The sequence below is a fragment of the Neorhizobium sp. LjRoot104 genome, from assembly GCF_964253725.1.
Classification (GTDB): domain Bacteria; phylum Pseudomonadota; class Alphaproteobacteria; order Rhizobiales; family Rhizobiaceae; genus Neorhizobium.
This window is the reverse complement of the sequence record NZ_CAXURS020000002.1, coordinates 1407496-1432835: the sequence shown is the minus strand read 5'-3', so window position 1 is coordinate 1432835 and position 25340 is coordinate 1407496. Positions and strand designations below refer to the sequence as shown.

Annotated in this window: 23 protein-coding genes; 13 read left to right on the top strand and 10 right to left on the bottom strand. The window is 61.7% G+C overall.

Features of this window, described 5'->3' with window-relative positions; genetic code table 11:
- Positions 1-443 precede the first annotated feature (443 nt).
- Genes ACSQ8R_RS28935 through ACSQ8R_RS28925 form a run of 3 tightly spaced genes read left to right on the top strand, consistent with a single transcriptional unit; the run spans position 444 to position 3818 of the window.
- Positions 444-1925, top strand: coding sequence for a lipopolysaccharide biosynthesis protein (locus tag ACSQ8R_RS28935; RefSeq protein WP_436256775.1), 1482 nt, complete (start codon positions 444-446; stop codon positions 1923-1925).
- Between the two features lie 41 nt (positions 1926-1966).
- Positions 1967-2965, top strand: coding sequence for a polysaccharide pyruvyl transferase family protein (locus ACSQ8R_RS28930; protein WP_436257304.1), 999 nt, complete (start codon positions 1967-1969; stop codon positions 2963-2965).
- A 31-nt stretch (positions 2966-2996) separates the two neighbouring features.
- Positions 2997-3818, top strand: a complete 822-nt coding sequence (locus tag ACSQ8R_RS28925; protein ID WP_436256774.1) for a galactosyl transferase — start codon at positions 2997-2999, stop codon at positions 3816-3818.
- Between the two features lie 160 nt (positions 3819-3978).
- On the opposite strand, the gene ACSQ8R_RS28920 is transcribed toward ACSQ8R_RS28925, so the two are convergent.
- Complete coding sequence (locus ACSQ8R_RS28920; RefSeq protein ID WP_436256773.1) at positions 3979-5019, bottom strand: SMP-30/gluconolactonase/LRE family protein; 1041 nt, start codon at positions 5017-5019, stop codon at positions 3979-3981.
- 345 nt (positions 5020-5364) lie between these two features.
- Here ACSQ8R_RS28920 and ACSQ8R_RS28915 point away from each other — a divergent pair, with 345 nt between their 5' ends.
- Complete coding sequence (locus ACSQ8R_RS28915; RefSeq protein ID WP_436256772.1) at positions 5365-7287, top strand: methyl-accepting chemotaxis protein; 1923 nt, start codon at positions 5365-5367, stop codon at positions 7285-7287.
- Between the two features lie 89 nt (positions 7288-7376).
- On the opposite strand, the gene ACSQ8R_RS28910 is transcribed toward ACSQ8R_RS28915, so the two are convergent.
- A complete protein-coding gene (locus ACSQ8R_RS28910; protein WP_436256771.1) occupies positions 7377-8309 on the bottom strand; it encodes a GlxA family transcriptional regulator in 933 nt (310 codons plus the stop codon).
- A 95-nt stretch (positions 8310-8404) separates the two neighbouring features.
- Here ACSQ8R_RS28910 and ACSQ8R_RS28905 point away from each other — a divergent pair, with 95 nt between their 5' ends.
- A complete protein-coding gene (locus tag ACSQ8R_RS28905; RefSeq protein ID WP_436256770.1) occupies positions 8405-9544 on the top strand; it encodes a DJ-1/PfpI family protein in 1140 nt (379 codons plus the stop codon).
- Between the two features lie 86 nt (positions 9545-9630).
- Here the strand turns inward: ACSQ8R_RS28905 and ACSQ8R_RS28900 are convergent, their stop codons facing one another.
- The 7 genes from ACSQ8R_RS28900 to ACSQ8R_RS28870 all read right to left on the bottom strand — a co-directional run bounded on the left by ACSQ8R_RS28900 (position 9631) and on the right by ACSQ8R_RS28870 (position 15985).
- Positions 9631-11073, bottom strand: coding sequence for an amidohydrolase family protein (locus tag ACSQ8R_RS28900; protein WP_436256769.1), 1443 nt, complete (start codon positions 11071-11073; stop codon positions 9631-9633).
- Between the two features lie 78 nt (positions 11074-11151).
- Entirely contained in the window at positions 11152-11535 is a 384-nt protein-coding gene (locus ACSQ8R_RS28895) for a hypothetical protein (protein ID WP_436256768.1), read from the bottom strand.
- Positions 11532-12392, bottom strand: a complete 861-nt coding sequence (locus ACSQ8R_RS28890; RefSeq protein ID WP_436256767.1) for an extradiol ring-cleavage dioxygenase — start codon at positions 12390-12392, stop codon at positions 11532-11534. The genes ACSQ8R_RS28895 and ACSQ8R_RS28890 overlap by 4 nt, the downstream gene beginning before the upstream one ends.
- A gap of 39 nt (positions 12393-12431) precedes the next feature.
- Positions 12432-13616: a CaiB/BaiF CoA transferase family protein gene (locus ACSQ8R_RS28885; RefSeq protein ID WP_436256766.1), complete on the bottom strand. Its 1185-nt coding sequence runs from the start codon at positions 13614-13616 to the stop codon at positions 12432-12434.
- A 9-nt stretch (positions 13617-13625) separates the two neighbouring features.
- Positions 13626-14438, bottom strand: a complete 813-nt coding sequence (locus ACSQ8R_RS28880) for a citryl-CoA lyase (protein WP_436256765.1) — start codon at positions 14436-14438, stop codon at positions 13626-13628.
- 21 nt (positions 14439-14459) lie between these two features.
- Entirely contained in the window at positions 14460-15035 is a 576-nt protein-coding gene (locus ACSQ8R_RS28875) for an NADPH-dependent FMN reductase (protein WP_436256764.1), read from the bottom strand.
- Positions 15036-15169: 134 nt separating this feature from the next.
- Positions 15170-15985 carry an IclR family transcriptional regulator domain-containing protein gene (locus ACSQ8R_RS28870; RefSeq protein ID WP_436256763.1) on the bottom strand — a complete coding sequence of 272 codons (816 nt, stop codon included), beginning with the start codon at positions 15983-15985 and terminating at the stop codon, positions 15170-15172.
- Positions 15986-16105: 120 nt separating this feature from the next.
- On the opposite strand from ACSQ8R_RS28870, the gene ACSQ8R_RS28865 reads away from it, so the two are divergent.
- The 5 genes from ACSQ8R_RS28865 to ACSQ8R_RS28845 are packed head-to-tail and all read left to right on the top strand — an operon-like array spanning position 16106 to position 20686.
- The gene (locus ACSQ8R_RS28865; RefSeq protein ID WP_436256762.1) at positions 16106-17374 is read left to right on the top strand and encodes an amino acid ABC transporter substrate-binding protein; all 1269 of its coding nucleotides are present in this window, start codon (positions 16106-16108) and stop codon (positions 17372-17374) included.
- A gap of 52 nt (positions 17375-17426) precedes the next feature.
- Entirely contained in the window at positions 17427-18305 is an 879-nt protein-coding gene (locus ACSQ8R_RS28860) for a branched-chain amino acid ABC transporter permease (protein WP_436256761.1), read from the top strand.
- Positions 18302-19252 (top strand): branched-chain amino acid ABC transporter permease, encoded by a 951-nt coding sequence (locus tag ACSQ8R_RS28855; RefSeq protein ID WP_436256760.1) that lies wholly within the window; start codon positions 18302-18304, stop codon positions 19250-19252. Before ACSQ8R_RS28860 ends, ACSQ8R_RS28855 begins: the two co-directional genes overlap by 4 nt.
- Positions 19249-19962: an ABC transporter ATP-binding protein gene (locus ACSQ8R_RS28850; protein ID WP_436256759.1), complete on the top strand. Its 714-nt coding sequence runs from the start codon at positions 19249-19251 to the stop codon at positions 19960-19962. Before ACSQ8R_RS28855 ends, ACSQ8R_RS28850 begins: the two co-directional genes overlap by 4 nt.
- Positions 19955-20686: an ABC transporter ATP-binding protein gene (locus ACSQ8R_RS28845; RefSeq protein ID WP_436256758.1), complete on the top strand. Its 732-nt coding sequence runs from the start codon at positions 19955-19957 to the stop codon at positions 20684-20686. Before ACSQ8R_RS28850 ends, ACSQ8R_RS28845 begins: the two co-directional genes overlap by 8 nt.
- Positions 20687-20701: 15 nt before the next feature.
- Here the strand turns inward: ACSQ8R_RS28845 and ACSQ8R_RS28840 are convergent, their stop codons facing one another.
- Complete coding sequence (locus ACSQ8R_RS28840) at positions 20702-21340, bottom strand: TetR/AcrR family transcriptional regulator (protein ID WP_436257303.1); 639 nt, start codon at positions 21338-21340, stop codon at positions 20702-20704.
- Positions 21341-21604: 264 nt separating this feature from the next.
- On the opposite strand from ACSQ8R_RS28840, the gene ACSQ8R_RS28835 reads away from it, so the two are divergent.
- From ACSQ8R_RS28835 to ACSQ8R_RS28825, 3 genes are read left to right on the top strand one after another with little or no spacing between them, the layout of a single operon-like run.
- Positions 21605-22465: an FAD binding domain-containing protein gene (locus ACSQ8R_RS28835; RefSeq protein WP_436256757.1), complete on the top strand. Its 861-nt coding sequence runs from the start codon at positions 21605-21607 to the stop codon at positions 22463-22465.
- On the top strand, positions 22462-22959 hold the full coding sequence (locus ACSQ8R_RS28830) for a (2Fe-2S)-binding protein (protein ID WP_436256756.1): 498 nt from the start codon (positions 22462-22464) through the stop codon (positions 22957-22959). The genes ACSQ8R_RS28835 and ACSQ8R_RS28830 overlap by 4 nt, the downstream gene beginning before the upstream one ends.
- Complete coding sequence (locus ACSQ8R_RS28825) at positions 22956-25325, top strand: xanthine dehydrogenase family protein molybdopterin-binding subunit (RefSeq protein WP_436256755.1); 2370 nt, start codon at positions 22956-22958, stop codon at positions 25323-25325. Before ACSQ8R_RS28830 ends, ACSQ8R_RS28825 begins: the two co-directional genes overlap by 4 nt.
- Positions 25326-25340 lie beyond the last annotated feature (15 nt).

Sequence of the window (25340 nt, the reverse complement as noted above, 5' to 3'; positions counted from 1 at the left end):
CGCCTTGGGAAAGGTATAAACGCTCGATCGCCCGAATGCCAAAGGCAATCGGACGATGAAGGCGAAATGCGCCATCCCGGGCGTTGTGCACTGCACTTTCGCACTTGCGAAGGCCACCACAAAACCAACATCATTTCCGGCCAACTAGGTCGACAGCGGTCTCCAGCCCTGACCAAGGCTGCCGGATCGCGGAGTCGGGCGAGACGATCTACTCGTTCGGCGACTGGGAATGCGCGCTGAGCTACTAGGGGAAAATTGCATGGAGAGATCAATGACCGAAGTGTCCAGCAGATAGGCCCGCCCATTTTAATGCGGCAAGGAGATCTCACGCATCATCGGCGTGGAACCTGCGACCTGAAAAGGAGCCGGAACCCCGCGGAAAAGGGTAGCTACGGAATGATGTCGCTCGCGTACGATCGGTATTTGTCGCGAAGAGGTCGGTCATGAGCATCGCCGATCGCCTGGTCACCGGAAGTCTCTGGGTCTCCCTCTCGAGGGTCATCGTCAATGGGTTGTCGACCCTCAGTACGATCATCCTGGCCTGGTATCTCCTGCCGTCGGATTTTGGCCTCGTAGCGCTTGCGACGACCATGCTCGCCATCGTGACGACTATAACCGAGCTTTCGTTGAACGAGGCGCTTATCCGGCATGAAGCCCCGGAAGAATCCCATTTCAGCGCCGCATGGACACTGGCTGCGACCCGCGGCCTGATATTATGCGCTTTGTTCGCGGCGTTCGCCTATCCGGCGTCCCGCATCTATGACGAGCCGCGCCTCTTTGGCGTCATTCTTGTCCTGAGCCTCAGCCTCCTCATCAACGGGTTCGCCAACCCCCGGAGGATCATGCTCCAGCGGGAGCTCATTTTCTGGCAGGAGTTCGTGCTGAACGTTGCCCAGAAGATTGCCGGATTTGTGGTGACCGTCGCCATCGCCGTCATCTATCAAACCTATTGGGCGCTTGTGGTCGGCACATTGGTGATGCAGATCACCAATGTCGTGGCGTCCTACTTCATCCTGCCGTTCCGCCCCCGGATCACCTTCGCCCATATGCGCGAATTCTTTTCGTTCTCGATCTGGATTACCGCCGGGCAGATCGTCAACACGCTCAATTGGCGTTTCGACTACCTGCTTATCGGCAAGCTGCTGACCGGCTCCGCTCTGGGATATTATTCGCTTGGGGGGCAGCTGGCGATGACGCCGACGCGCGAAGCGACCGCGCCGCTGACCGCCACCATCTATCCCGCTTTTGCCAATGTCCGCCACGATCCCGCGCGTCTCGCCGCAGCCTACCAGCGAACGCAGGCATTGCTGACGGCGGTCGCGCTGCCCGCGGGGATCGGAATGGCCGTCATCGCAGATCCGCTGGTCAGGCTCGTGCTGGGTGAAAAGTGGCTCCCGGTGATTTTCATCATCCAGGCGCTGGCCTCGGTTTACGCGCTGCAGACGCTGGGATCTCTCAACCAGCCTCTCGGCATGGCGCTGGGGCAAACCCGAACCCTGTTCGTCCGCGACGCGCAGATGCTTCTTGTCCGGATTCCGGTGATTACGATCGGCCTGGTGTTCTGGGGGCTTCCGGGGTTGATATTCAGCCGCGTGCTCACCGGCCTCTTCAGCGCTTTCGTGAACATGATCATCGTGAAGCGCTTCATAGATGTTTCGGTCTCCGCACAGCTATGGGCAAATTTCAGGGCGCTTGCCAGCTCGGCTGTCATGGCCGCCGGCGTCTCGCTCGCTGACCGTTACATGGGAGTCGAGACCACACATACCGGGCTGGTTCTACAACTTGCCGCCCTTATCTGCCTTGGAGGCGTTCTCTATTGCGGTTCCAGCATCTTTCTCTGGCTGGTTATGGATCGTCCAAATGGTCCGGAGACCGAAGTCAGAAAGATCGCCGCCAAGGTGTTGTCCAAAGTCAGTCACGCATGATCGCAGGGCTTGTTTTTGTAAACTTTTGAAAGAGAGGCATGATGTCAGGTGCTCAGCAATCCGAACTTATCACCAAGCTTCAGGACAGGACCCACGATTGCCTTAAGGAGTTCATCCGGCCTGATGAACCGATAGCGATACTGGACTTTCCCGACATCAGGAATTGCGGAGATTCCGCGATCTGGCTGGGAGAGATGGCCTACTTGCAGCAGCGGTACGCCAAGCGGCCTTCCTACGTCTGCACGACCGATGATTTTTCATCGGATGAACTCAAGGACTCCGCCCCGAACGGCCCGATCTTCATCCATGGGGGCGGCAATTTCGGCGATATATGGGTGTTTCATCAGGATTTCCGGGAGCGCGTGATGGAGCTGTTTCCCGACCGGCAGATCGTCCAGTTTCCGCAATCGATTCACTACAAGTCCGCAGAACGGCTGGAGCAAAGCAAGCGCGCGATCGGCAAGCACAAGAATTTCGTGCTCCTGGTGCGCGACGAGGAGTCGTTTCAGTTCGCGAAGGAAAATTTTGATTGCCAGGTCTATCTGTGCCCGGACATGGCCTTCTGCATTGGCGGCATAGAGCCGGCTGCGCCGCAATTCCCCGTCCTCGCGATGCTCCGCCAGGACAAGGAGCAGGTTGGAACGGTCGACTTTTCCGCCTATCCGGACATCCCCAAGGAGGATTGGATCACCGAGAGCCGTTCGAAGGTGCGCGTTGCAAAAGCGCTTGGGGCTGCCTCCGCGCTGCTGCATCTCACCCCCTCCGAAATGCGTCTGCGCAAACTGGATGCGGCGGCCAACAACCGCTTCCAGCGCGGCATACGGCAGATTTCCCGTGGCAGGGCGATCGTGACCGATCGTCTGCATGTACATATCTGCTCGCTTCTCATCGGCCGCAGCCATGCTGTGCTGGACAACAACTACGGAAAAATCCGCCGGTTCATGAACGCCTTTTCGGGAGGCACTGATCTCTCCTACAAGGCAACGTCGCTCGACGACGGCATCAGGTGGGCAAGAGAACAGGCGGGTATCGCGGCATGATCCTGCCTCAGATCAACGACCGGAGGCTGTTATGAGTGTTGTGACCTTCATCATCCCTGTACGGCACCAGGATAACGCGCGCGACTGGGGTGTCCTGAAGCGAAACCTGACGCAGACCGTGGCGTCCATCGCGAACCAGACCAATCCCGACTGGCGGGGAGTGATCGTCGCCAACAGGGGGGCCGATCTTCCTGTCCTGCCGGAGAAGTTCTCGGTGGCATGGGTGGACTTTCCGCCGAACGACATCCACGAGCGGGGCGGTGCGACGGAAGAGGATTTTCTCGATTCATTCCGCGCCGACAAGGGCCGCCGCGTCCTGGCGGGCATGCTCACGGCCCGCGATTGCCGCTTCTTCATGATCGTCGATGACGACGATTTTGTCAGCGCCCGAATTACCGAATATGCTGCCCGGCACCAGAACGAGAACGGCTGGACGATCGATAAGGGTTATATCTGGGACGACGGCGGCAGCATTCTGCTGTGTCGCGACCAGTTCAACCACTATTGCGGAACATCGCTGATCATTCGTTCGGACCTCTACGGGCTGCCATCAAAGGCGGAAGACGTTTCCCTCCCATGGATCAAGGACATGCTGGGCAGCCATGTCCGCATAGAATCAATTTTGGCCGAGCGCGGTACGCCCTTGAATGCATTGCCGTTCCGGGGTGCCGTCTATCGTGTCGCCCACAAGGGATCGCACAGCAAGGCGCCCAGCCTGATCCATATGTATTTCCTGAACAGGAATGTTCTCAGGAAGCCTATCCGGATTCTCAAGAATTTGACGAAGCTCCGACCGCTGTCGGCGGGGTACAGAAAGGAGTTTTTCGGGCTTTCCGCTGGAAGGACGGAGTAGATATCGAGGTGTCCAGTCTCAGCCCGGGATCCGTTGACGTGCATCGTAAGGCTAAGGTGCGGTGGCGTGGATTGCCGGGAAAAAGTGGCGCATCGACGGTAACGGCTTGCGAAGCGGCCGGAGCCCGACGACCGGCGCGCTTCGCATTTTGTCGCGGCGATTAAACGGCGCCGCGGGTTTCCACGTAGATCGCGTAGACCGAGTGGCTGCTCGCCATATAGAGGCGGTTCTTCTTCGGGCCGCCGAAGACAAGGTTCGGGCAACGCTCCGGAAGCTTGATGAAGCCGATCGCCTTGCCGGTCGGATTGAATACCTTGACGCCGTTCAGATCCTCGGGCCTTGCGCCTGCAGCGCCGTTCGATCCCCAGCCGCACCAGAGATTGCCATCGACGTCGACCTTGAAGCCATCGAGACCGCCATTGTCGTCGGCCGTCACCAGCGCCGTCTTGTTCGAAAGCTTCACACCATCCGGGCCGAGGTCGTAGCTCCAGATGATACGGAATGGCGATGCACGCCCTTCAACGATGTAGAGCTTCTTTTCATCCGGCGAAAATGCCAGGCCGTTCGGGCCCTTCAACTCGTCGGTGACGAGGCCAAGCTTGCCGTCCGGCGATATGCGATAGACAGAATGCGGCAGCTCCGCTGTTGCCTTATCGCCCTCCCATTCGCCCGCGATGCCGAACGGCGGGTCGGTGAACCAGATGGAGCCGTCCGATTTGCAGACGATGTCGTTCGGGGAATTGAGCTTCTTGCCGTTGTAGTTGTCCGCGAGCACGGTGATCGACCCGTCATGTTCGGTGCGGGTGACACGGCGTGTCAGATGTTCGCAGGAGAGCAGTCGGCCCTGACGGTCGCGCGCATGGCCATTGGCATAGTTGGAGTTGGCGTTGTAGACGCTCCAGCTCTCGTTGGCTTCGTCATAGCGCATGACCCGATTGTTCGGAATGTCGCTGACGAGCAGATAGCGCCCGTCGCCGAACCAGACCGGACCTTCCAGCCAGCGGGCGCCTGTCGCAACCTGCTCGAGCGAACTGCTGGCGACACGATACTTCGCAAAGCTCGGATCGAGGATTTGGATAGCCGGATCGGGATAGATGGGGCTCGGCGTAAAGCCGATCGCCTGCGCGGATGCCGTTTTTGCAACCGTGGTTGCCAGAGCGGCCACGGAGAGCGTCATGATGTTGCGGCGCGAAAAATTCACGTGGAAATCCTTTGAGTATGGATAGTTGATTTCATATCAATTCGCCCGGTTTGACCGGGGACCGGGACCATGGTCCGCCTCTCAGTTAAGGGCAGTCCATTGTGCGTCGCAACAAATATGATTGCCTTCGGTCGCCTATGGTTAAGCAGCGGTAAAATCCGCCTGAAGGCCCGGATGGGCCTTTGATGCGCTGCGGCAAGAGTAAGATTTTATTATGAAAAAGCGCTTATGAAAAAAGACGGTCAAGTTCGATCGCCATGCGCATGATGTGCACCGTCCGGTACCGCTCCGGCATTTTCCTTTTCCGATGCACCGTCGCTCCTTCAGCGTTTTTTGAGGTATCAGATGCTTAAGAACTTAAAGATTAAAACAAAATTTCTGATGGCGATTGCCATCCTCGCGGTGATTTCCCTGGCGGGCCTGATGTATGTGACCAGCAGGTTCAGCGCCGCCAACGAGGCTTATTCCGGCTTCCTGCAGAAGGAAAGCAACGCGGCAACCTTCGGACCCCGCGGCGCTGCCGGCATGTGGACCGCGACGACATGGCTGAGCCGGGCGCTGGCCCAGGACCCGGCGAGTTCGGCTTTCCAGGATCTTTCCGGCCGGTTTTCCAAGGAATTTTCCGGCGCCCGTGACCGGTTGACCCAGATCCCGGCGCTGGTGCCGAGCCGCAAGGCTGCGATCGACGAACTGCTTGCCGGCGCCGACGCGCTGAAGGCAGTCGGCGACGATCTTCTCAAGGCTCATACCGCAGGTGACCAGGAAAAGGTTCGTGCGCTTTCCGCCAAGCTCGACCAGGCAATCGTCGATCTCTCACCGAAATTCGGCGCCAATAACGGCGCCATGGCCGAAATTCTCAACAACGGCGCCAAGACGTTGAGCCAGTCCGTCTCCAGCACGATCACCTACGCGATCGGCGGCATGCTTCTGGGTATCGCGATCGCCGCCATCCTGTCGATGACGATCGCCCACAAGGGCATCACCGCTCCGATGGCCCGCCTGCGTGAGCGCATGGCTTCGCTGGCTGCTAGTCAGACGGAAGCTCCCATCGACGGCCTCGACCGCAAGGACGAAATCGGCGAGATGGCCAAGGCCGTCGCCATCTTCCGCGACAACGCGCTGGAGCGTGCCCGCCTCGAACGGGAAGCCGAAGACAATCGCGGCCTGTCCGAGCGCGAGCGCCTGGAGCGCGAAGCTCAGAAGGCGCGCGAAGCCGCCGAGATCAAGTTCGCCGTCGACAATCTGGCAGAGGGCCTGAGCCATCTCTCCGACGGCAATGTCTCCTATCGCATCGAAAAGCAGTTCACCGCGACGCTGGACGGTGTTCGCAACGATTTCAACGCCTCGGCTACCAAGCTGCAGACGGCCCTGGAGCAAGTGGCGGAGAATGCCCGCAGCATCCAGGCTGGTTCGGCGGAGATCAAGGGCGCTGCCGACGATCTGGCCAAGCGCACCGAGCAGCAGGCGGCTTCCGTCGAGGAAACCGCCGCGGCCCTCGAAGAGATCACCACCACCGTCAAGGACGCCACCAAGCGTGCTCAGGAGGCCGGCGCGCTCGTTGCCCGCACCCGCAGCGGGGCGGAAAATTCCGGCGAAGTCGTCCAGCGCGCCGTCAAGGCGATGGAACAGATCGAAAAGTCCTCGGGCGAGATTTCCAACATCATTGGCGTCATCGACGATATCGCCTTCCAGACCAATCTTCTGGCGCTGAACGCCGGCGTCGAAGCCGCCCGTGCGGGCGATGCCGGAAAGGGTTTCGCGGTCGTCGCCCAGGAAGTTCGCGAACTCGCCCAACGCTCCGCCAAGGCCGCCAAGGAGATCAAGGCGCTGATCACCACATCGAACGAGCAGGTCAATGCCGGGGTGCAGTTGGTCGGCCAGACCGGACAGGCCCTGGTGACGATCGTTGCGGAAGTGCAGGAAATCAACCGACACGTCAACGCGATCGTGGAGTCGGCTCAGGAACAGTCTTCGGGTCTTCAGCAGATCAACACGGCCGTCAACCAGATGGACCAGGATACCCAGAAGAACGCAGCGATGGTCGAGGAATCGACCGCCGCAAGCCATGGTCTCGCCCGGGATGCGGCATCGCTCAACGAACTGCTGGCCCAGTTCAAGCTGCCCGGCCAGCGCCATGTTCCCCGTCCGGCCGATCGCCGCGACACGCCGGCTGCCTCGCCTGCCCGCAATCTGGCCCGCAGGGTTGCCACAGCCTTCTCCGGCGGCTCCGCGGCCGCTGCTGTCAACAACGACTGGCAGGAGTTCTAGGCGCGCCTGCCGGGATCTGACGTCGCACGGTATTTGGAAATGGCGCAGGGTCCTTTCGGACCTTGTGACCGGCTACCTCTATCCGAGCGCTATCTGTACCCGCGCCTGAGCGCCTGCGGGGGCTGTCCCAAGCCTCTTAGGAACGCCCGCCGCATTCGGCCGGCGTCGCCGAAGCCGGCGGCCTCGGCAATATGTTCGAGCGGCGCGTGGCTGGTCTCGACCGCCATCCGCGCCGTTTCGAGCCGCAGGCGCTCCACGGCCTTGGCCGGTGTCGTGCCGGTTTCGGCGGCAAACGCCCGGGCGAAATTGCGGGGGCTCATCGCCGCCTGGTCGGCGAGGCGCTCGACGGTCAGCCGTTCGGCCAGATGCTCGCGCATCCAGCCGATCAGCGCCAAGAACCTGCCCGTATGTCCTCCGAGATCGACAAGCGCCGAAAACTGCGACTGGCCGCCGGGCCGGCGCTGATGAACGACAAGCTGTTGCGCCGTCCTGCGCGCGATTTCCGCGCCCAGGTCGTCTTCTATGAGAGCAAGCGCCAAGTCGATACCGGCGGAGATGCCAGCCGAAGTCCAGACATGGCCGTCCTGGACATAAATCCGGTCGGCGTGCATTTCTATCCTGGGGTAGCGGCGGGAGAAGTCTTGCGAGCTGCCCCAATGGGTGGTGGCCCGGCGCCCATCGAGCAGCCCGGCTTCGGCGAGCAGATAGGCCCCGGAGCAAACGCTCGTCACGCGCCTTGCGCTCGTGCGCTTGAGCCATTCGAGAATTTCGTGCACCGCCTCCATGGAGCGAATGATCTCGCCGCCCGATATCATCACCGTGTCGAAAGGCCCATCCCGGAGGGGGGCGGCCGACAGTTTGAGGCCTGACGAGCTTTCGATCTCGCCGCCGCCCGGCGCCATCAGCAGCAGGTCGTAACTGCCTGGTCGGAACCGCTCCGCCATCTCGAAAGCCGATGTCGGCCCGGCCGTATCGAGAAGCTGGAAACCCGGATGCACCACGAGAGCAATTGTGCGAGCCATGGCAGTTTTCGCCTGATTAATGTCATTTCAGTCAGACGATAGCAGGGGTAACGTCCCCAGCAAACTGAGGCAATTGATCGATCGGGCGAACTATCATGACGTGGCGGTTTGTTCTTAGAGGCGGGTTGGGGCTTGCTGCGGTCTTCCTGGTGGTCGCCGCGGGCTGGATAATCTCCCTGCCGTCCGGGAAATCGGGCGGCGAAGTCAAACCGGTCCCCGGCGAGGAGACACGCGCCACCGTCGAGGCCTTGAAGCCGCCCAAACGCGTCCGCCCGGTGATTGCCATCGTCGGCATCAATGACGGGACGGAGATCACCGACTACCTGATGCCCTATGGTGTCCTGCGCCGTGCCGATGTGGCCGACGTGGTGGCATTGGCGACGCAGCCCGGGCCCATGGCGCTCTATCCGGCGTTGAAGGTCGAGCCGCAGGCGACGATCGCGGATTTCGACAGGCAGCATCCGGAAGGCGCCGATTACGTCATCGTCCCGGCCATGGTGCGCGAGAATGATCCGGCAGCGCTGCGCTGGATCACGGGCCAGGCGGAAAAGGGAGCGATGATCATCGGGGTCTGCGTCGGCGCCAAGGTAGTTGCTGCCGCCGGCCTTCTCGACGGCCGGATAGCCACGACCCACTGGTATTCGCTGGATAGCTTGCTGAAGGAACATCCGAGCATCCGTCATGTCGCCGACCGCCGCTTCCTTGTCGACGGTCGCGTTGTGACGACGACGGGCATCAGTGCCTCCCTGCCGATGTCGCTGACGCTGATCGAGGCGATCGCCGGGCGAGAGAGAGCCGAGGCTGTCGCGGCCGATCTGGGCGTCGCGAATTGGGATGCGCGACACGACAGCGCCGCCTTCAGGTTCACGCGGCCTTTCGCATTGACGGCAATCGGCAATTCGCTCGCCTTCTGGGGCCGGGAGACGCTCGGCATCGAGCTGTCGCAAGGCGTGGACGAAGTGTCGCTCGCTCTGGTCGCGGATGCCTGGTCGCGCACCTACCGCTCGCGCGTGATGACTTTCGCAGCCGGCACGGATGCGGTGGAGAGCCGCAACGGTATCCGCATCATTCCCGACGAGGTGACCACAAGCGCGTCGGCGGTGCGCGTGCCCGGAGCGCCACTTGCCCTCAAGCCGGCGGAAGCGCTGGATGAGACCCTCAACGCCATCGCCGGGCGCTATCGGGCAAACACGGCCGATTTCGTGGCCATGCAGCTCGAATACGGGAGACGTTGACGCCGCAATGGATGGGTCGCGGTCTCCTGTGTGTCGCGGCTACGCTTCGCTCGTGGACGGAGTCCGTGAGCAGGGTGGCGTATCACTCAGAACAGATTCGGCCTGATCCCGGCGGCGTCCAGCAGGAAGTCGCGGCTTGCCTCCAGTTCCGACCTCAGCCTGGGGATGTCATGCCCCAGCAGCGTGCCCTGCCATTTGCGGATTTTGCCGGCGCAAAGCACCGTCGAGACGTTGGAGCGTTCCATCAGTGTGACCACGGCGCCGGGGACGTGGTTCAACGGGGCGACATTGATGGCATTCGCATCGAGCAGGATGATGTCGGCTTCCTTGCCCGGCGTCAGCGTGCCGGTCTTGTGATCGAGCTTGAGGCCGCGCGCCCCTTCGATCGTCGCGAAGCGGATCACGTCGATCGCCGACAACAGCTTCGGATAGTCTTCGCCGCGCAAGGCCTTGTCGTTCGCCAGCATCCGCTGCAGTGTGATCGCCGAACGCATCTGGGTGAACATGTCGGCGGTCATGGTGCATTCCACATCCGTCGAGAGCGACGGCTGGAGACCGAGGTCGAGCGCCTGCTGCAGCGGCGGATTGCCGTGCCGCATCTGCATTTCGATCGGTACGGAGAGCGATATATGCGAACCCGCATCGGCGGCACGCTTCCAGGCCATGTCGCTCATGCCGGTCATGTGGATGAAGATATTGTCCGGCCCGAATTTTCCAGCCTCCGCCAGCTGGTCGAAAACCGGCTGCATGCCGAACGTGCCGACCACATGCAGCGCGATCGGAATGCCGAGTTCGCGGCCGAGCGCCCAGGCCTCCTCGTGGAAGGGCAGATAGATTTCACCGCCCATCACCATGGTCAGCAGCTGGTCGTCGCTCGCAAAATGCTCGGCCTTGATGCGCCGCGCATCGCCCGGGTATTTTGCCGCGTCGCCCCAGCCTTCGAAATATCCGAAAACGCCGCGTCGCCCGGCATCGCGCAGGGCAGAAATAGCGGCATCCGAATGCTCCGGCGAATGATGGATCTGGCTGACATCCATGACGGTCGTCACCCCGGCGTCGATCTGGGAAAGCCCGCCGAACAATTCGGAAATGTAGACATCCTGCGGCCGGTAGAGGACGGAGAACTTTTGGAGTATCCACTCGTAGTAGTTGGAGGCACTTTCCGGCCGCCCGTCATTGATCAGGATCGCGTCGGCAAGCAGGCTTCGGAGCGCCGTCTCGAACTGGTGGTGGTGGGTATCGATGAAGCCCGGCATGACGACCATGCCGGACGCATCGATGACGGCAGCTTCGGGCGCGTTGATCGAGGCGGCGACCTCGACGATCCGCGATCCGCGGATGAGCACGTCGCCCCTTGCAAAATTACCGACCGCGCCGTCCATCGAAAGCACCGCGCCGCCGCGGATCAGAGTGAGGCGATCGGGATCGCCGACGCCCATGGGCATGTTTGCCGGCGCGGCGATGACCTTGCCGGAGCCGCTACCGAGTTCCGCCGGCGCATGCGCCCGGTTGTTGCAGAATCTGCACATGGTCTTCCCCTCCCAAGGTAAACGGTCACGCCTCCCGCAGCCGAACCTGCACCGGGAAGCTTGTCTGGCATGCGTCTGTCAGCGCGCGGCTGCCTGCCAAAGCGCGATGGTCGGATAATCCTTGCCGTTCCAGTGCTTAAGTTTCTCTGCGAATTCGCGCTGGAAAGAGAGCGGGCCGCTCTTCGCCATATAGTCCTCGTCGTAGATCGCGATGAAGATGGTCAGCGACAGGAAGAAGTGGGCGCCCATCTCGAACAGCGCGACGTAGTCGTGGTTGATCAGCGCTTCACGCTCGGCATCCATCAGCGAATTGACCGTCGAGAGCTCCGCATCGTTGAGCCGCGGACCGATCGACTGTTCCCAGCTTTCGACGAGTGCGCGCGGGTTCTCCTTGTAGCGGCGCAGCAGTTCGGGGTCCCGATCGACGGTGAAGAGGAACTTGTTCACATAATACTTGCTCATGCGGCGGCTCCTTCCGGATACCAGGTGAAGTATGCTTCCATCGTGTGGAAGAGGTCCAGATTGTCATGATAGGCGGTCGGGATCGGCCCGGCGATGCCCATCATCAGGATCAGGTCCATGAAGCCATGGGTCGCGTTGCCGCTCTTCGTCATGCTTTCATGCGTCACGTTTGCGAGGATTTCCTCGATATTGCCGGTCGACAGCCATTCGATCGCCTTGCGGTCGAATTCCGGATCCGGCCCCGTTTCCTTGAACTGGCGCGGGCCTCCGAGTTCCAGCGACAAGTGCCCGCTGCCGACGGCGGCGATGCGCTTGTCGGAGGGATATTCGTCGATGATCTCGCGGATGGCGCGGCCGAGATCCCAGAAACGCTTTGGAGACGGCAGCGGCGGCGCGAAGATGTTGGTGTAGATCGGCACGACCGGCAGGTCGGCATCGGGGCGGGTGGTGATGATCGGGCAGATGATCGAATGGTCGAGCTTCAGCTCGTGGCTGAACGCAAAGTCGAAGCCGCGGTCCATCAGGCCCTGATGCATGAAGTTCGACAGTTCCTCATGGCCTTCCAGCACATATTTCGGAATGCCGAACTCGCGTTCCTCGTTGTAGAAGGTCGCGTCGTAGCGCGGCGCCTTGCCGATCAGGAAGGTCGGGTAGTTGTCGAGGAAGAACTGGTGGAAATGGTCGGCGCCGACCATGACCAGGATATCCGGCCTGGCGCGGGTCAGGGTCTCGCGATAGGCCTCGACCTTGCGTTTCCATTCCGCCGCCTGCGGCATCTGCTGTTCCGGCGGCATGGTTGTCGCCTTCAGGTAAAAAGGGTGGTGGGTGGTCGCAAGGACCGCTGCCAGGGTTGCCATCTTCTCCTCCGAATTTGTCCTGTCTATTAGACCGAATTCTTAACTCGCCGCAGCCATCGATTCCGTTTCCAGCGCCGGCCAGGCCGTCGGATCGTTTTCGAGCGCCGAGCGGATCTCGTCTCCGTGCTGGTTGACGACAGGCGCTGCCCTCACGGTCCTTGCGTGTGCCCCATCGAAGGAATAGGCGGGTCGAACCGTCTGCTCGGCACCTTCCATACGGCCGGCGACCGGCACGAACATTTCCAGATGCCGCGCCTGGGGATCGTCCAGCACATCGGGGATCGTGTTGATCGGCGCGAAGGGAACGTCGAACTTCGAGAAGCGCTCCACCCATTCCGGCCGGGTCCGGGTGGCGAAGATCGCGTTGAGCTCGGCATTCAAGGCGTCGTAATTGTCGATGCGCTTCAGCCGCTGCGAGAACCGTTCGTCCTTGGCGAGTGCCTCGCCCTCGATCGCCTCGACCAGTGCATCCCAGAACTTGTCGAGCGAGGAGAGGTGGAAGGCGAACAGCTTGTCGTCCTTGCAGCGGACGATGAAGGCCTGCGCAAGGCGGGGGCGATCGACGCCGCTCGGCTCTTCGCCGAGGGCAAAATAGCCCATGAACGGTTCGACCGCGAAATGCATCATCGCCTCGATCATGGAAATGTCGATACGCTTGCCCTTGCCGGTGCGGCCGCGTTCTATCAGTGCCGCCGAAATGCCGAGCGAGGCATAGATGCCGGTGATCGCGTCGGCGAGCGCCGGCCCGATGAAGCGCGGCTGTTCAGGGTCGATGGAGACGCTGAGGAAGCCGCTGACCGCCTGGGCGACGGAATCGTAGACAGGCCGCTGGGCATAGGGACCGTCCGGCCCAAATCCGCTGATCGAGCAGTAGATCAGCTTGGGATTGATCTTCGACAGCGTCTCGTAGTCGGCCCCGATCCGGGCAGCCGCACCGGGCCGGAAGTTCTGGATGTAGACGTCGGCCTGGGCGATCAGCTGGTAGAAGATCTCACGATCCGCGTCGCTCTTCAGATCCAGGCCGATCGCCCGCTTGTTGCGGTTATAGGCCTGGAAATGGGCGCTGTAGAAACCGGTCTTAAAGCTGCGATAGGGATCGCCATTGCCGGCCGACTCGATCTTGATGACGTCGGCCCCGAGATCGGCGAGCATCATTCCGGCGCAGGGACCGGTAATGAACGTGCCCTGTTCGACGATCCGGATTTGGTCCAAAGCTTTCAGCATGTGCTGGTCCTAGTTCTCGTTTGCCACGAAGCCCTCGGGGGCAGGGCCGTCATATTCGATGGCTGCCGCAGCGGCTTGGGACATGATGAAGCCGATCGGCCTCGTCTGTTCCTCGAGCAGGTGGCCGATCAGCCCGGCGGTGCGGGCGAGCAGCGGCACGCCCTTCAGGGCCAGCAGCGGATAACCGGCATCGAGCAGCACGCAGGGGATGGCGCTGGACACGTTCATGACCAGCGGCCGGCCGATGATCTCGGGTATGAGCCTTTCGACCGTCTTGGCGATCTCGCAATGAATGCCGGCGACGCCGAGCTCGCGGGCTATCGCCAGCAGCCGCTTGGCACGCGGGTCATGGCCCTTGTGAAGGGGATGACCGTAGCCGGGCACGGGTTTCTTCTGTTCCCTGTAGCCGCGCAGCAGCTTTTCGGCAGCCGCTTCTACCGAGCTGCCGCTCGCCTTCGCCTCTTCCCGGATATCCCGGAAGAAGGCGCCGGAGGTTTCGGAGGCTCCGAGAATGACCGAACCGCAGCCGAGCAGGCCGGCCGCGACAGCGCCCTGAACCGCTTCCGGGGAGGCGGCGAGCGTCATCCGCGCCGCCTGCACGCTCGGCACCAGTCCGTGTTCGGCAATCGCCACCAGCGTCGCGTCGAGCATACGGCGCTGTTTCTCGTCCGGCAGCGAGCCGGCGACCAGCAACCAGGTATATTCCGTGAAGGAAATCGAGCCGACGAGATTGTCCACGAGGTCGTGACCACGGACGATGATCGTTTCCGGGTTGGATGTGCAGATCGCCTGGTATGGCGCCGATTGCTTGCCGATTTTCATGCTGATGTCCTTGAAGAATGGTTAGGCTGCAGCAGTCGCCTTGTCGGCGAGGCGGCTGGCCCACCGGTGGAACTGATCCATGAACTGCTGCAGGAAGAGACGGGTTTCCTCATTGGTGACGTCGCCTTCCGGGGTGATCAGCCCAGGCGTGAGATGGATGAAGGCTTCCGGCAGCCCCATTACGGCAACGTCGAGGCAGCCGAGAATAGCACGCAGGTGCTGCTGCGCGGCTGCGGTGCCGATCCGGCCATAGGAAGCGCCGGTAATCGCCGCCGGCTTGCCGGCCCAGACGCTGCTGTCCCTCGGCCGCGAGCCCCAGTCGATGGCATTCTTCAGCATGGCCGAGATCGAGCGGTTGTGCTCCGGTGTCACGAAAAGCAGCGCATCGGCGCGCCCGATCTCGGCTTTCAGCCGTTCGACCTGCGGGGGAGTGCCTGCATCCAGAATTTCCTGGTCGAATATCGGCAGATCACGGATCGCCACCCATTCGAATTCCATGTCGGCCTTCGCGAGCTTCGTCAGGGCAAGGGCCAGCAGCCTGTTCAGCGACGCCTGCCGTGCGCTGCCGACGATGACGGCGACTTTCAATCGCGCCATGAAACACCTCCCATGCCAGTCTCAAAATATTCGCTTAGCGAATTTATATTCGTATAATGAATTTCGATGACGCGAAGTGTCAAGCCCTGTCGCGGAGGCTTGCGAAAAATTAGGGAGCAACGTGGATCGGAGGATCAGCGGGCGGCGGGGTTCGCCGGCGCCAATGAATGTACGAGGGCGGGGAAACGGCTGAACAGCTGCGACAGCCGGTTGGCCGCAAGCCGCAGTTCCGGAAGGCGCTGCTCGACCAGTTCCTCCGGCGTCAGCCGTGGCGTGTAGCCGGAACTGTTGATCGCACAGACGACCCGTCCGGTATTGTCCTTGACCGGGACGGCGAGCGCGGTGATGCCGTAATCGAGCTGGTCGACGGTGATCGAATAGCCCTTGGCTCGGGTCTCAACCAGGATTTCGCGGAGTTCCGATTCGTCGGTGACCGTGTAATCGGTCAGCTTCACGGGCGTATAGGCCTGGAAAAACCGGTCCATCTCCTCTTCGGTAAGAGCCGCCATCAGCACCCGGCCCATCGACGTCGCGTAGGCGGGATAGGTGACGCCGAGGCTTGCATTGCGCCGCACGCCGCGGCTTTCCGAAAGATGCGCGATGTAGAGCACGTTGGTCCCGTCGAGCACGGCCATGTTGGCGGCATCGCCGAACAGCGAGGTGATCCGGTGCAGTTCCGGCGTCACCGCTTCCTCGACATTGAAGGCGTTCAGGTAGGCGGACCCCAGCGTGAGGATGCGGGGCGCCAGCAGAAAATGCTTGTTGTGCCGGCGGATGAAGCCGAGCGCTTCGAGCGTCAGGACATTCCGCCGGACTGTGGCGATCGACATGCCGACCTTGCGGGAAAGCTCGGCCAGCGTCATCTCCGGATCCTTGGCGTCAAAAGCCTCCAGAACCGACAATCCCCGTGCCAACGCCTCGACGAACTCGGGCGAATTGCTGTCAATCATCGGAATTTCTCCTGCTGCACGGCATTTCGTTCGCACACGGGATTGACAAGCGCAAGACCTGCTGCCTATCGTTATGCGAATATTTATTCGTCTAGCGAATTTTCTTGGGAGGGAAAAGCTATGAAGACACGGCGTCAGTTTCACAAGCTCGTGGCCGCCACGGCTGCGGGTCTTGCCGCTCCTGCGATCCTGGGGAGCAAGGTCTTTGCGCAGGACAAGCCGATCCGGGTCGGCGCCAGCGTCTCGCTCACCGGTCCGCTTGCGAGCACCAAGAACGGCCAGATCGGTTACGAACTCTGGCGCGACGACGTCAACGCGGCAGGCGGCCTTCTCGGCCGAAAGGTCGAACTGGTCATCTACGACGACCAGAGCAGTGCTGCCAACGTGCCGGCGATCTATTCGAAGCTTGTCGATGTCGATGCCTGCGACGTGCTGTTCTCGCCTTACGGCGCCAACCTTTCCGCGCCGGTCATGCCCTTCATCAAGCAGCGCGACCTGTTCATGATCGGCATGTTCGGTCTTGCCGGCAACGATGTCGCCAAACACGACAAGTTCTTCCATAGCGGCCCATGGGGGCCGAATTCCGGGCGGGATTGGGCTCGCGGCTTCTTCGATCTTGCCAAGGCGCAAGGGGTCAAGAAGATCGCCATCATCAACGCCGACCTGGAATTTTCGAAAAACGCCGCCAAGGGCGGCGCGGAAGTCGCCAAGGAATACGGCATGGAGATCGTGTTCAACCAGAGCTACCCGCCGAACACGTCCGACTTCTCCTCGATGATCCGCAACATCAATGCGGGCGACCCGGAGGCGATCTTCATTGCCTCCTATCCGGCCGACAGCACGGCGATCATCCGCGGCGTCAAGGAAATCGGCATTTCCGACAAGGTGAAACTCTTCGGCGGCGCCATGATCGGCCCCCAATACGGCGCGCTGCTCGGCTCGCTCGGCCCCGAACTCAACGGGCTCGTCAACTCGCATACCTTCGTTCCGGAGCCGACCATGCAGACGCCGGCGATCAAAAGCTTTTTCGACCGGTACACGCCCATCGCCGTCAAGCAGGGTGTCGATCCGCTCGGTTTTTACATTCCGCCCTTCTATTATGTCGCCGGCCAGCTGGCGGCGGCCGCGATCACCGGTTCGAAATCGGTCGATCCGGCCAAGATGGCGGCCTTCCTGCATGCCAATAGCGTCGATACGATCGCCGGCAAGATCGCCTTCAACGAGATCGGCGACTGGAAGGAACGGCGCGTGCTGATGGTGCAGTTGCGCGGCATCAAGGGCAACGATCTCGAACAGTTCCGCAATCCGGGCCATCAGGTCATTCTCGACCCGCCGTCCCTGAAGACAGGCGATCTCGCCGGACCCTACAACAAGGCGCGCGCCAGCTAGTCCCTCAACCGATCCAGAGAGCCGGCGAGATGCCGGCTCAAGGACCCTGTACATGCTATCGATCGACATTCTGCTGAACGCCATCGTGACGGGCATTCTGCTGGGCAGCGTTTATGCATCGCTCGCCCTCGGGCTCGGGATCACCTTCGGCATTCTTCACATCCCCAATATCGCCCACCCGACGCTCGTCGTCGCCGGCGCCTTCTTCGTCTACACGCTCGCCCAATGGGGCCTCGATCCGATCGTTGCGGCGGTGATCGGCCTCGTCCCCTTCTATCTTCTCGGGGTCGTGCTCTACGCCTTCTACTCCACCGTCTTCGAACGCAAGGGCGGTGCCAATGTGCTGCAGAGCCTGACGCTGTTCTTCGGCCTGTCGCTGGTGATCGAGATCCTGCTGTCGCTCGGCTTCGGCTCCGAGCTCAAGTCCGTCAGCGTTTCCTATATCGGCTCCAGCCTCAAGCTCGGTGTTCTCACCGTTCCATACCGGCTGCTGATCCCGGCGCTTCTCGCTCCCGTGACGATCGCTGCCGTCTGGCTCTATCTGAGCCGTACCAATTCCGGCACCGCGATCCGCGCGGTCGCGCATGAGGAGCGGGCGCTGTCGATCGCCGGCCTCAACCCGGCCTCCGTCAAACGTCACGCTTTCGGCATCGCCACCGCGACCGCCGTCATCGCCGGCGCCGCCCTGATCATGGTCGGCCCGATCGAACCGTTTGCCGGGCGCTACCAGATCGGCCGCGTCTTCGCGATCGTGGTTCTCGCCGGCATGGGGTCCATTCCCGGCAGCCTGGTGATCGCCATCGTCATCGGTATCGCCGAGGCGCTCGTCTCCAGCTACCTCAATCCCTCCTGGTCCCCCGGCGTCGCCTTCGCGATCCTGCTGTTGGGCCTCGCACTTCGCCCGCAGGGCCTGTTCGGAGCTGCGCGATGAAAAAGAGTTCCCTTCTCTTCCTGGCGGGTGTCATCATCGTCCTTGCGCTCGGCTTCCTGATGCCGTGGCTGCTCAGGAACCCGTTCTATTTCTTCGCCGGCTACGTGGTCCTTCAATATGTGACGATCGCCACCGGCTGGAACATCCTTGGCGGTTATGCCGGCTATATCAATTTCGGCGCGGCCGGCTTTTTCGGCGCCGGCGTCTATCTATCGGCATTCCTGTTCACCACATTCGGCCTGCCGCTGCCGTTCTGCATCCTCGCCGCAGCGGTATTTGGCGCCATCCTCGGCGTGCTGATGGGATATCTGACGTTGCGCATCCAGGGCGTCTATTTCGCCATCGCGACGCTCGGGCTTGTCGTCGTTCTCGAAACCATCGTGCACAATATCTCCGGGCTCGGCGGGGCGAGCGGCATGGCCGTCTACGGCCCGCGGCCGCCCGCCTGGAGCCCCGGGCCATCGCAATACAATTTCACCGTCATGCTGATGATCGCGGTCGCCGGCGTCGCCCTCGCCCGATGGGTGGAGATTTCCTGGATCGGCCGGGGCTTGCGGGCCGTGAGGGCAAGCGAAGACGCGGCCGAATGCTCCGGCGTGCCGACGCTTCGTTTGAAGCTGGTGGCTTGCGCCTTGAGCGGTGCGGTGCTCGCCGCAGCCGGTGCGCCGTACCCGTTCTACACGTCCTTCGTCGAGCCGGTCACCGCCTTCAGCCTGATCATCGGTCTGAACGCCATCGCCATGCCGTTGATCGGTGGCACTCGCACCTGGGTCGGGCCGGTGATCGGCGCTCTCCTGCTCGCTTCGGTGCAGCAGATCGCCACCGTCACCATATCCTCCGAGCTCAACATTCTCTTCGTCGGCGCGGTGCTGATCGCCTTCGTTGCCTTTGCTCCGGGCGGGATTTCCGACCTCTTCGATCGCAACAAGGGGAGGGCCAGATCGTGACGGAACCGGTTCTTTCCCTCAAGGGCGTCGAAAAACTGTTCGGATCGTTCCGCGCGCTCGGTCCCGTCGATCTTGCTGTCGGCGCCGGTGAACGGCTCGGCATCATCGGCCCGAACGGTTCCGGCAAGACGACGCTGATCAACTGCATCACCGGCGTCTACCGGCCGGACAGGGGGTCGGTATATTTCGAAGGCCGGGACATCTCGCATCTCCAAGCCCACAAGCGGGCCAGGATGGGCATTGCCCGCAGTTTCCAGATCCCGCGACCGTTCACCGGTATGACGGTGCTCGAAAACCTCCTCGTTCCGCTGGATTATTGCATCGTCGAGGGAAGCAAGGACGAGCGGGCGAGGTCGGTGCTTGCAAGCGTCGGGCTGTCGGCCCGCATCTCCGATCCGTCCGAAAAGCTGACCCAGCTCGAATTGCGAAAGCTGGAACTGGCGCGCGCTCTCGTCGGAAATCCAAAAGTGCTGATCGCGGACGAAGCGATGGCTGGCTTGTCCGAAGAGGAGATCGATGAGGTTCTGGCGATCCTGTTTGGGCTCAACCGGTCAGGCGTTGCGGTGATCATGATCGAACACATCATGCATGCGGTGATGCGCTTCTCGCAACGGATCGTCTGCTTCGAGACCGGCCGTCTGATCGCCGCCGGAACCTCGTCCGAGATCGCCGAAAATCCGCTCGTCCAGAAGGTGTATTTCGGTGAATAGGCTGACTATTGAAAACCTGTCGGCCGGTTACGGCGCCGTCTCGGTCCTGCGAAAGGTCTCGCTGGAACTGAACGAAAGCGAGATGGTGGCGCTGCTTGGCATGAACGGCAACGGCAAGAGCACATTGCTCAACTGCATCCTTGGTTTCGTGCGGGCAAGTGCGGGGCGGATCGTGCTCGAATGGAACGGCAAAAGCACGGACCTTACGAAACTCCAGCCGCACGAGATCGTCCGGCTTGGCCTGTCGATCGTCCCGGAAGGCCGCCGCCTTGTGCCGAACATCTCGGTCGAAGACAATCTCAAGCTCGCGGGCAGCAATCCCATGGTCCGCGACCGGATGAATCAGAACCTCGCCTACTGTTTCGAGACTTTTCCGCTGCTTCTGGAGCGCCGCCGCCAGATCGCTTCGACCATGAGCGGCGGGCAGCAGCAATTGCTGGCAATCGCCCGTTCGCTGATGACGGCGCCGAAGATCATCATCATCGACGAACCCTCGGTGGGCCTTGCGCCGATCGTCGTGCGAGACGTGCTGAATGCCATCACCCAGCTGCGCGACAAGAGCAACATGACGATCCTGATGGCGGAGCAGAGTTTCTTCCAGGCGATCGATGTGTCGTCGCGCGCCTATGTGCTGGCCCATGGCAGCATTCAACGGGAGTTCAAGCGCTCGGACGGCGAGATCGCCCATGACGAGATCCGCCGCGCCATGCTGGGAGCGCATTGAGGGAAACAGCGGGATTCAGGTAGACGCCCGCTGGATTTTTCGTTGAACGATCGCCTTTGCGAGCTCGGGTCCGCCGAGCATGAAGCTTCTGACGCCGTCGCGGACGATGTCGTCCAGAGGTTCCGGGGTGGGGGTCGCATATACAAACCGGCGGATCGCCAGATAGAAGATGCGGCCGTGGAGACCCCAGAACAATTCGGTCTCCCGTTCGGAAAGCGGCGCCTCGTCCGGGCCGGGCAGGCCCAGTTCGTGGCGGAGTTCCAGGCAGGCAGGTTCGACGATCTGCCGGCGCACGATGTCGAGATAGCGCGTCGTGATGTCGAAGGTCTTCAGGCCGGAGAAGACGAAGATCCGGACCCAGTCGTAGTGGAAGACGCGCTCCACGTAGCGCAGGTAGAATTCGGTCAGCCGGCTTTCGAGTGATAGGCGGCGATCGACGATGAGGTCGGCCCAGCTATCGTCCCAGCGGCTGAGATAGACATGTTCGTAGACCCGCTCGATCAAGGCTTCCTTGCTGGGAAAATGCCGGTAGATCGCTGAATGGGTGATGCCGATGCGCTTGGCGAGTTCGCGAGTCTGGCCCTCGAAGCCGTGCTCGGCGAAAAAGCGGACGGCTTCTTGCAGGATGAACTGTTCGCGCTCGTTTGCCCGCATGTATTGCTTGGGACGCCGCGGTTTTTCTCCGCCACCTTCACCCTCAAGGCTCTTTTGCTGATCCGTCATGCCTGCCCTGATCTGCCATGCCCGTCACCGAGTCACCGGTCACTCGTTGCCCATAGCGATACCGCGGTCAGCGTTTGAGACCAAGTGGTAATTTTATTTGAGACCAATTGGTTATTTTCCTTGACCGCTGGATCGACCTGCGAAATATTGTAACCAAGTGGTCACAAAACCGGAGGGCCACGTTGGGAGGAGCCGGTGAAGGCGAGAGCTTTCGATTACATGCGCCCGAAACGCGTGCAGGAGGCATTGGAAGCTTTCGTGGGCGCCGATGGCGATGCGAGCTATATTGCGGGAGGGCAAAGTCTCGTCCCGGCGCTCGCGCTTCGGCTGCAGGCCCCCGGCCTTCTCATCGATATCGCGCGCCTTGACGAACTGCGCGGTCTTTCCGTTGCGAGCGGTCATCTGCGCATCGGCGCGACCAGCCGGCACTGCGAAATTCTGGGCTCGGACCTCGTGCGGGAACACGCGCCGCTGCTTGCAAAGGCGGCTCCTTTCGTGGCGCACCCGGCGATCCGCAACAAAGGCACATTTGGCGGCAGCCTGGCGCTTGCCGATCCCGCGTCGGAATTTCCCGCCATGGCGCTGGCGCTTGATGCGAGCATCGAAATTGCCTCTGTTGAAGGTAGCCGCCGCGTCAGGGCGGAGGATTTCTTCATCGATCTCTATGAAACGGCGCTTCAGCCCGGCGAGATCATCACCTCGATATATGTACCGCTGGCCACCACGAAGACGCGGACAGCCTTCGACGAACTGGCACGCCGGCGCGGTGATTATGCGATCGTCGGGGCCGGCATCGAGGCGGAGATGCAGGGCGATTTTGTCGAGCGCATGCGGATCGCCTTTCTTTCGGTGGGCTCGACGCCGGTCAGGGTGCGCGCGGTCGAAGCCGCGCTGACCGGGCGGCAATTGACGCCGGAGGCGATCCGGCAGGCACAGGACGTACTCGGCACGGAGCTTGACCCGGTCGGCGACGAGCACACGCCTTCCGAGATGCGCCGGCATCTTGCAAGGGTGCTGCTCGGAAGGCTGCTCGGCCGGCTGGAGGCGAATCTATGAGCGGCAAGGTGGCGATTTCGCTGACTGTGAACGGCGAGACAATCGAGGCGCTGGTTGCGCCGCGCACGACGCTTGCCGATTTCCTGCGGCAGGACATCCAGCTCACCGGCACCCATACGGGTTGCGAAATGGGTGTCTGCGGCGCCTGCCTGGTATTGCTGGACGACCGGCCGGTGCATGCCTGTCTGATGTTTGCCGTTCAGGCCGATAGCTGCGCCGTCGAGACGGTCGAGGGCCTGACCCATCGCAGAGCGATCGATGATCTCCAGAAGGCGTTTCATGAACGCAATGCATTGCAATGTGGCTTCTGCACTCCGGGCATGCTGGTGAGCGCCTACGGGATTCTTGGCTCCGGCGATGAGCTCGATCGTGACGGCATCCGTGACGCGCTCTCCGGAAACTACTGTCGCTGTACCGGTTATGAATCGATCGTCGATGCGATCGAAACGACGGCGAGACAGCGTCGGCAGCATAGGGAGGAGGAGAAGGCATGAACGCGTTCGCCGGCTCCATCGACAGGCCTAACTCCTATATCGGTCGCTCGGTATCGCGACCGAATGCCAAGCGTCTGCTGGAAGGCAGGGGGCGGTATGTGACCGATCTCGTGCTGCCGCGCATGCTGCATGCCGCTTTCGTCCGCAGCCCTTACGCTCATGGAAAAATCGTTTCGATCGATATCGAGGAGGCAAAGGCCCTCTCCGGCGTTCGCGCGGTCTTCACGGGCGAGGACCTGGTATCGATCTGCGCGCCCTGGACCGGCACACTCGACCATTTCAGCAACATGACGTCTCCGCCGCAGGTGCCGCTACCGCTTGGAAAGGTCATGTGGTCAGGGCAGCCGGTCGTGCTCATCGTCGCCGACAGCAGGGCAATCGCCGAGGATGCCGCGGAGCTGGTGATCGTCGATATCGATGAGCTGCCGGCGCTGGCGGATCCGGTCCAGGCCATGTCTGCCGAAGCGATTTCGCACGAACTTGACGACAATATCTGTTTTGCCACGACGCTCGACAGCGGCGGCGTCGAGGAGGCATTCGAAGCCGCCGATGCGAGGGTCGAGCAGAGCTTCACTTTCGGCCGGCACACGGCTGTGACGCTGGAACCGCGCGCGATCGTTGCCGATTACGATCCGAGCGAGAACCGGCTGACTGCCCATCACGCGACCCAGACACCTTATCAGTTCCAGGATGTCTATTCCCGCCACTACGGCATTCCGGAAGCCAATGTCCGCGTCATCGCGCCGGATATCGGCGGTTCGTTCGGAATGAAACTGCATGTCTATCATGAGGAGATGGCGGTCGTCGGCGCGTCGATCCTGCTCGGTCGCCCTATCAAATACGTCGCCGACCGGATGGAATCCTTCGTCTCGGATATTCATGCCCGCGACCACCGGATAACCGGGCGTCTTGCCGTCAGCAGGGACGGCCGCATCACCGCCATGGATGTGGACGACATAACCGCGATCGGCCCCTTTTCGAGCTATCCGCGCACCAGCGCAGTCGAAGGAAACCAGGTCATCCGACTGATGGGCGCCCCTTATGACTTCTCTTCCTATCGCGCCAACCTTTCGGTCGTGTTCCAGAACAAGGTCCAGACCAGCCAGTATCGCGCCGTCGGCCACCCGATAGCCTGCGCGGTGACGGAATGCCTGGTCGATGCCGCGGCGCGCGGACTAGGTCTCGATCCGTTCGAGATCCGCGAACGCAATCTCATTCCGGACAACAGCTATCCCCGCATATCGCCGACCGGATACCAATTCGAAAAGCTTTCCCATCAGGTCTGTCTCGCGCGACTGAAGTCGATCATGAATTACGATGCTCTTCGTGCGGAGCAGGCGGATCTGCGGGCGAAGGGCACCCTCCGCGGCATCGGTATCGCCCTTTTCGTAGAGATCACCAACCCAAGCCCGGCTTTCTACGGCGTCGGTGGTGCGCGGATTTCCGCGCAGGATGGAGCGATCCTCAAGCTCACGCCGTCCGGTGAGGTGCATTGTTCGATTTCCGTGACCGAACAGGGGCAGGGGACGGAGACCATCATCGGCCAGATCGTCGCGGACCAGCTCGGCGTCGATCGTGAAAAAGTGCGGGTGATGACCGGCGACACTGATACGACACCCCACGGTGGCGCCACCTGGGCGTGCCGTGGGGCCGGAATCGGCGGCGAAACGGCGCTGCAGGCGGCGCGCAAGCTGAAGGCGAATCTGCTCGCCGTTGCGGGCCTCATCCTGCAGGCGCAACCAGGCGAGCTCGATATCCGCGCTGACTGGATCGTTGAAGCGGTCACCGGCCAGCAACGCCTCAGCCTGGCGGAAGTCGCGCGCATCGCCTTCTTCCGGTCGGACACGCTGCCGCCCGAAACTCAGGCGCAGCTTTCCGTGGTGCATCACTATGCGCCGCAGGGATATCCGTTCGCATTCACGAACGGAGCCCAAGGCTGCCTGGTCGAGGTCGATGCGGATACCGGCTTCGTGAAGATCCTCAAACATTGGGTTGTCGAGGATTGCGGTCGCATCATCAACCCGCTGCTGGTGGACGAACAGGTGCGGGGCGGCGTGGTGCAGGGGCTCGGCGCGGCCTTTTTCGAGGAATGTCTCTACAACGACGAAGGTCAGCTCACCAACGGTTCGCTCGCCGATTACCTCGTTCCGATGGCCTGCGAGATGCCGGATATAGAGATTTCTCACGTCGAAACGCCGACCCGGGACACCGAACTCGGCGCAAAGGGCTGCGGCGAAGCAGGGACGGCGGCGGCTTCCGCCGCCGCGATGAATGCCGTCAACGACGCACTTGTAGGTCACGGCGCGGTGCTGACGCAGATACCCATGACGCCGACGCGCATATTGAAGGCGCTCGGCACGATCTGAACGCAATAACGATCC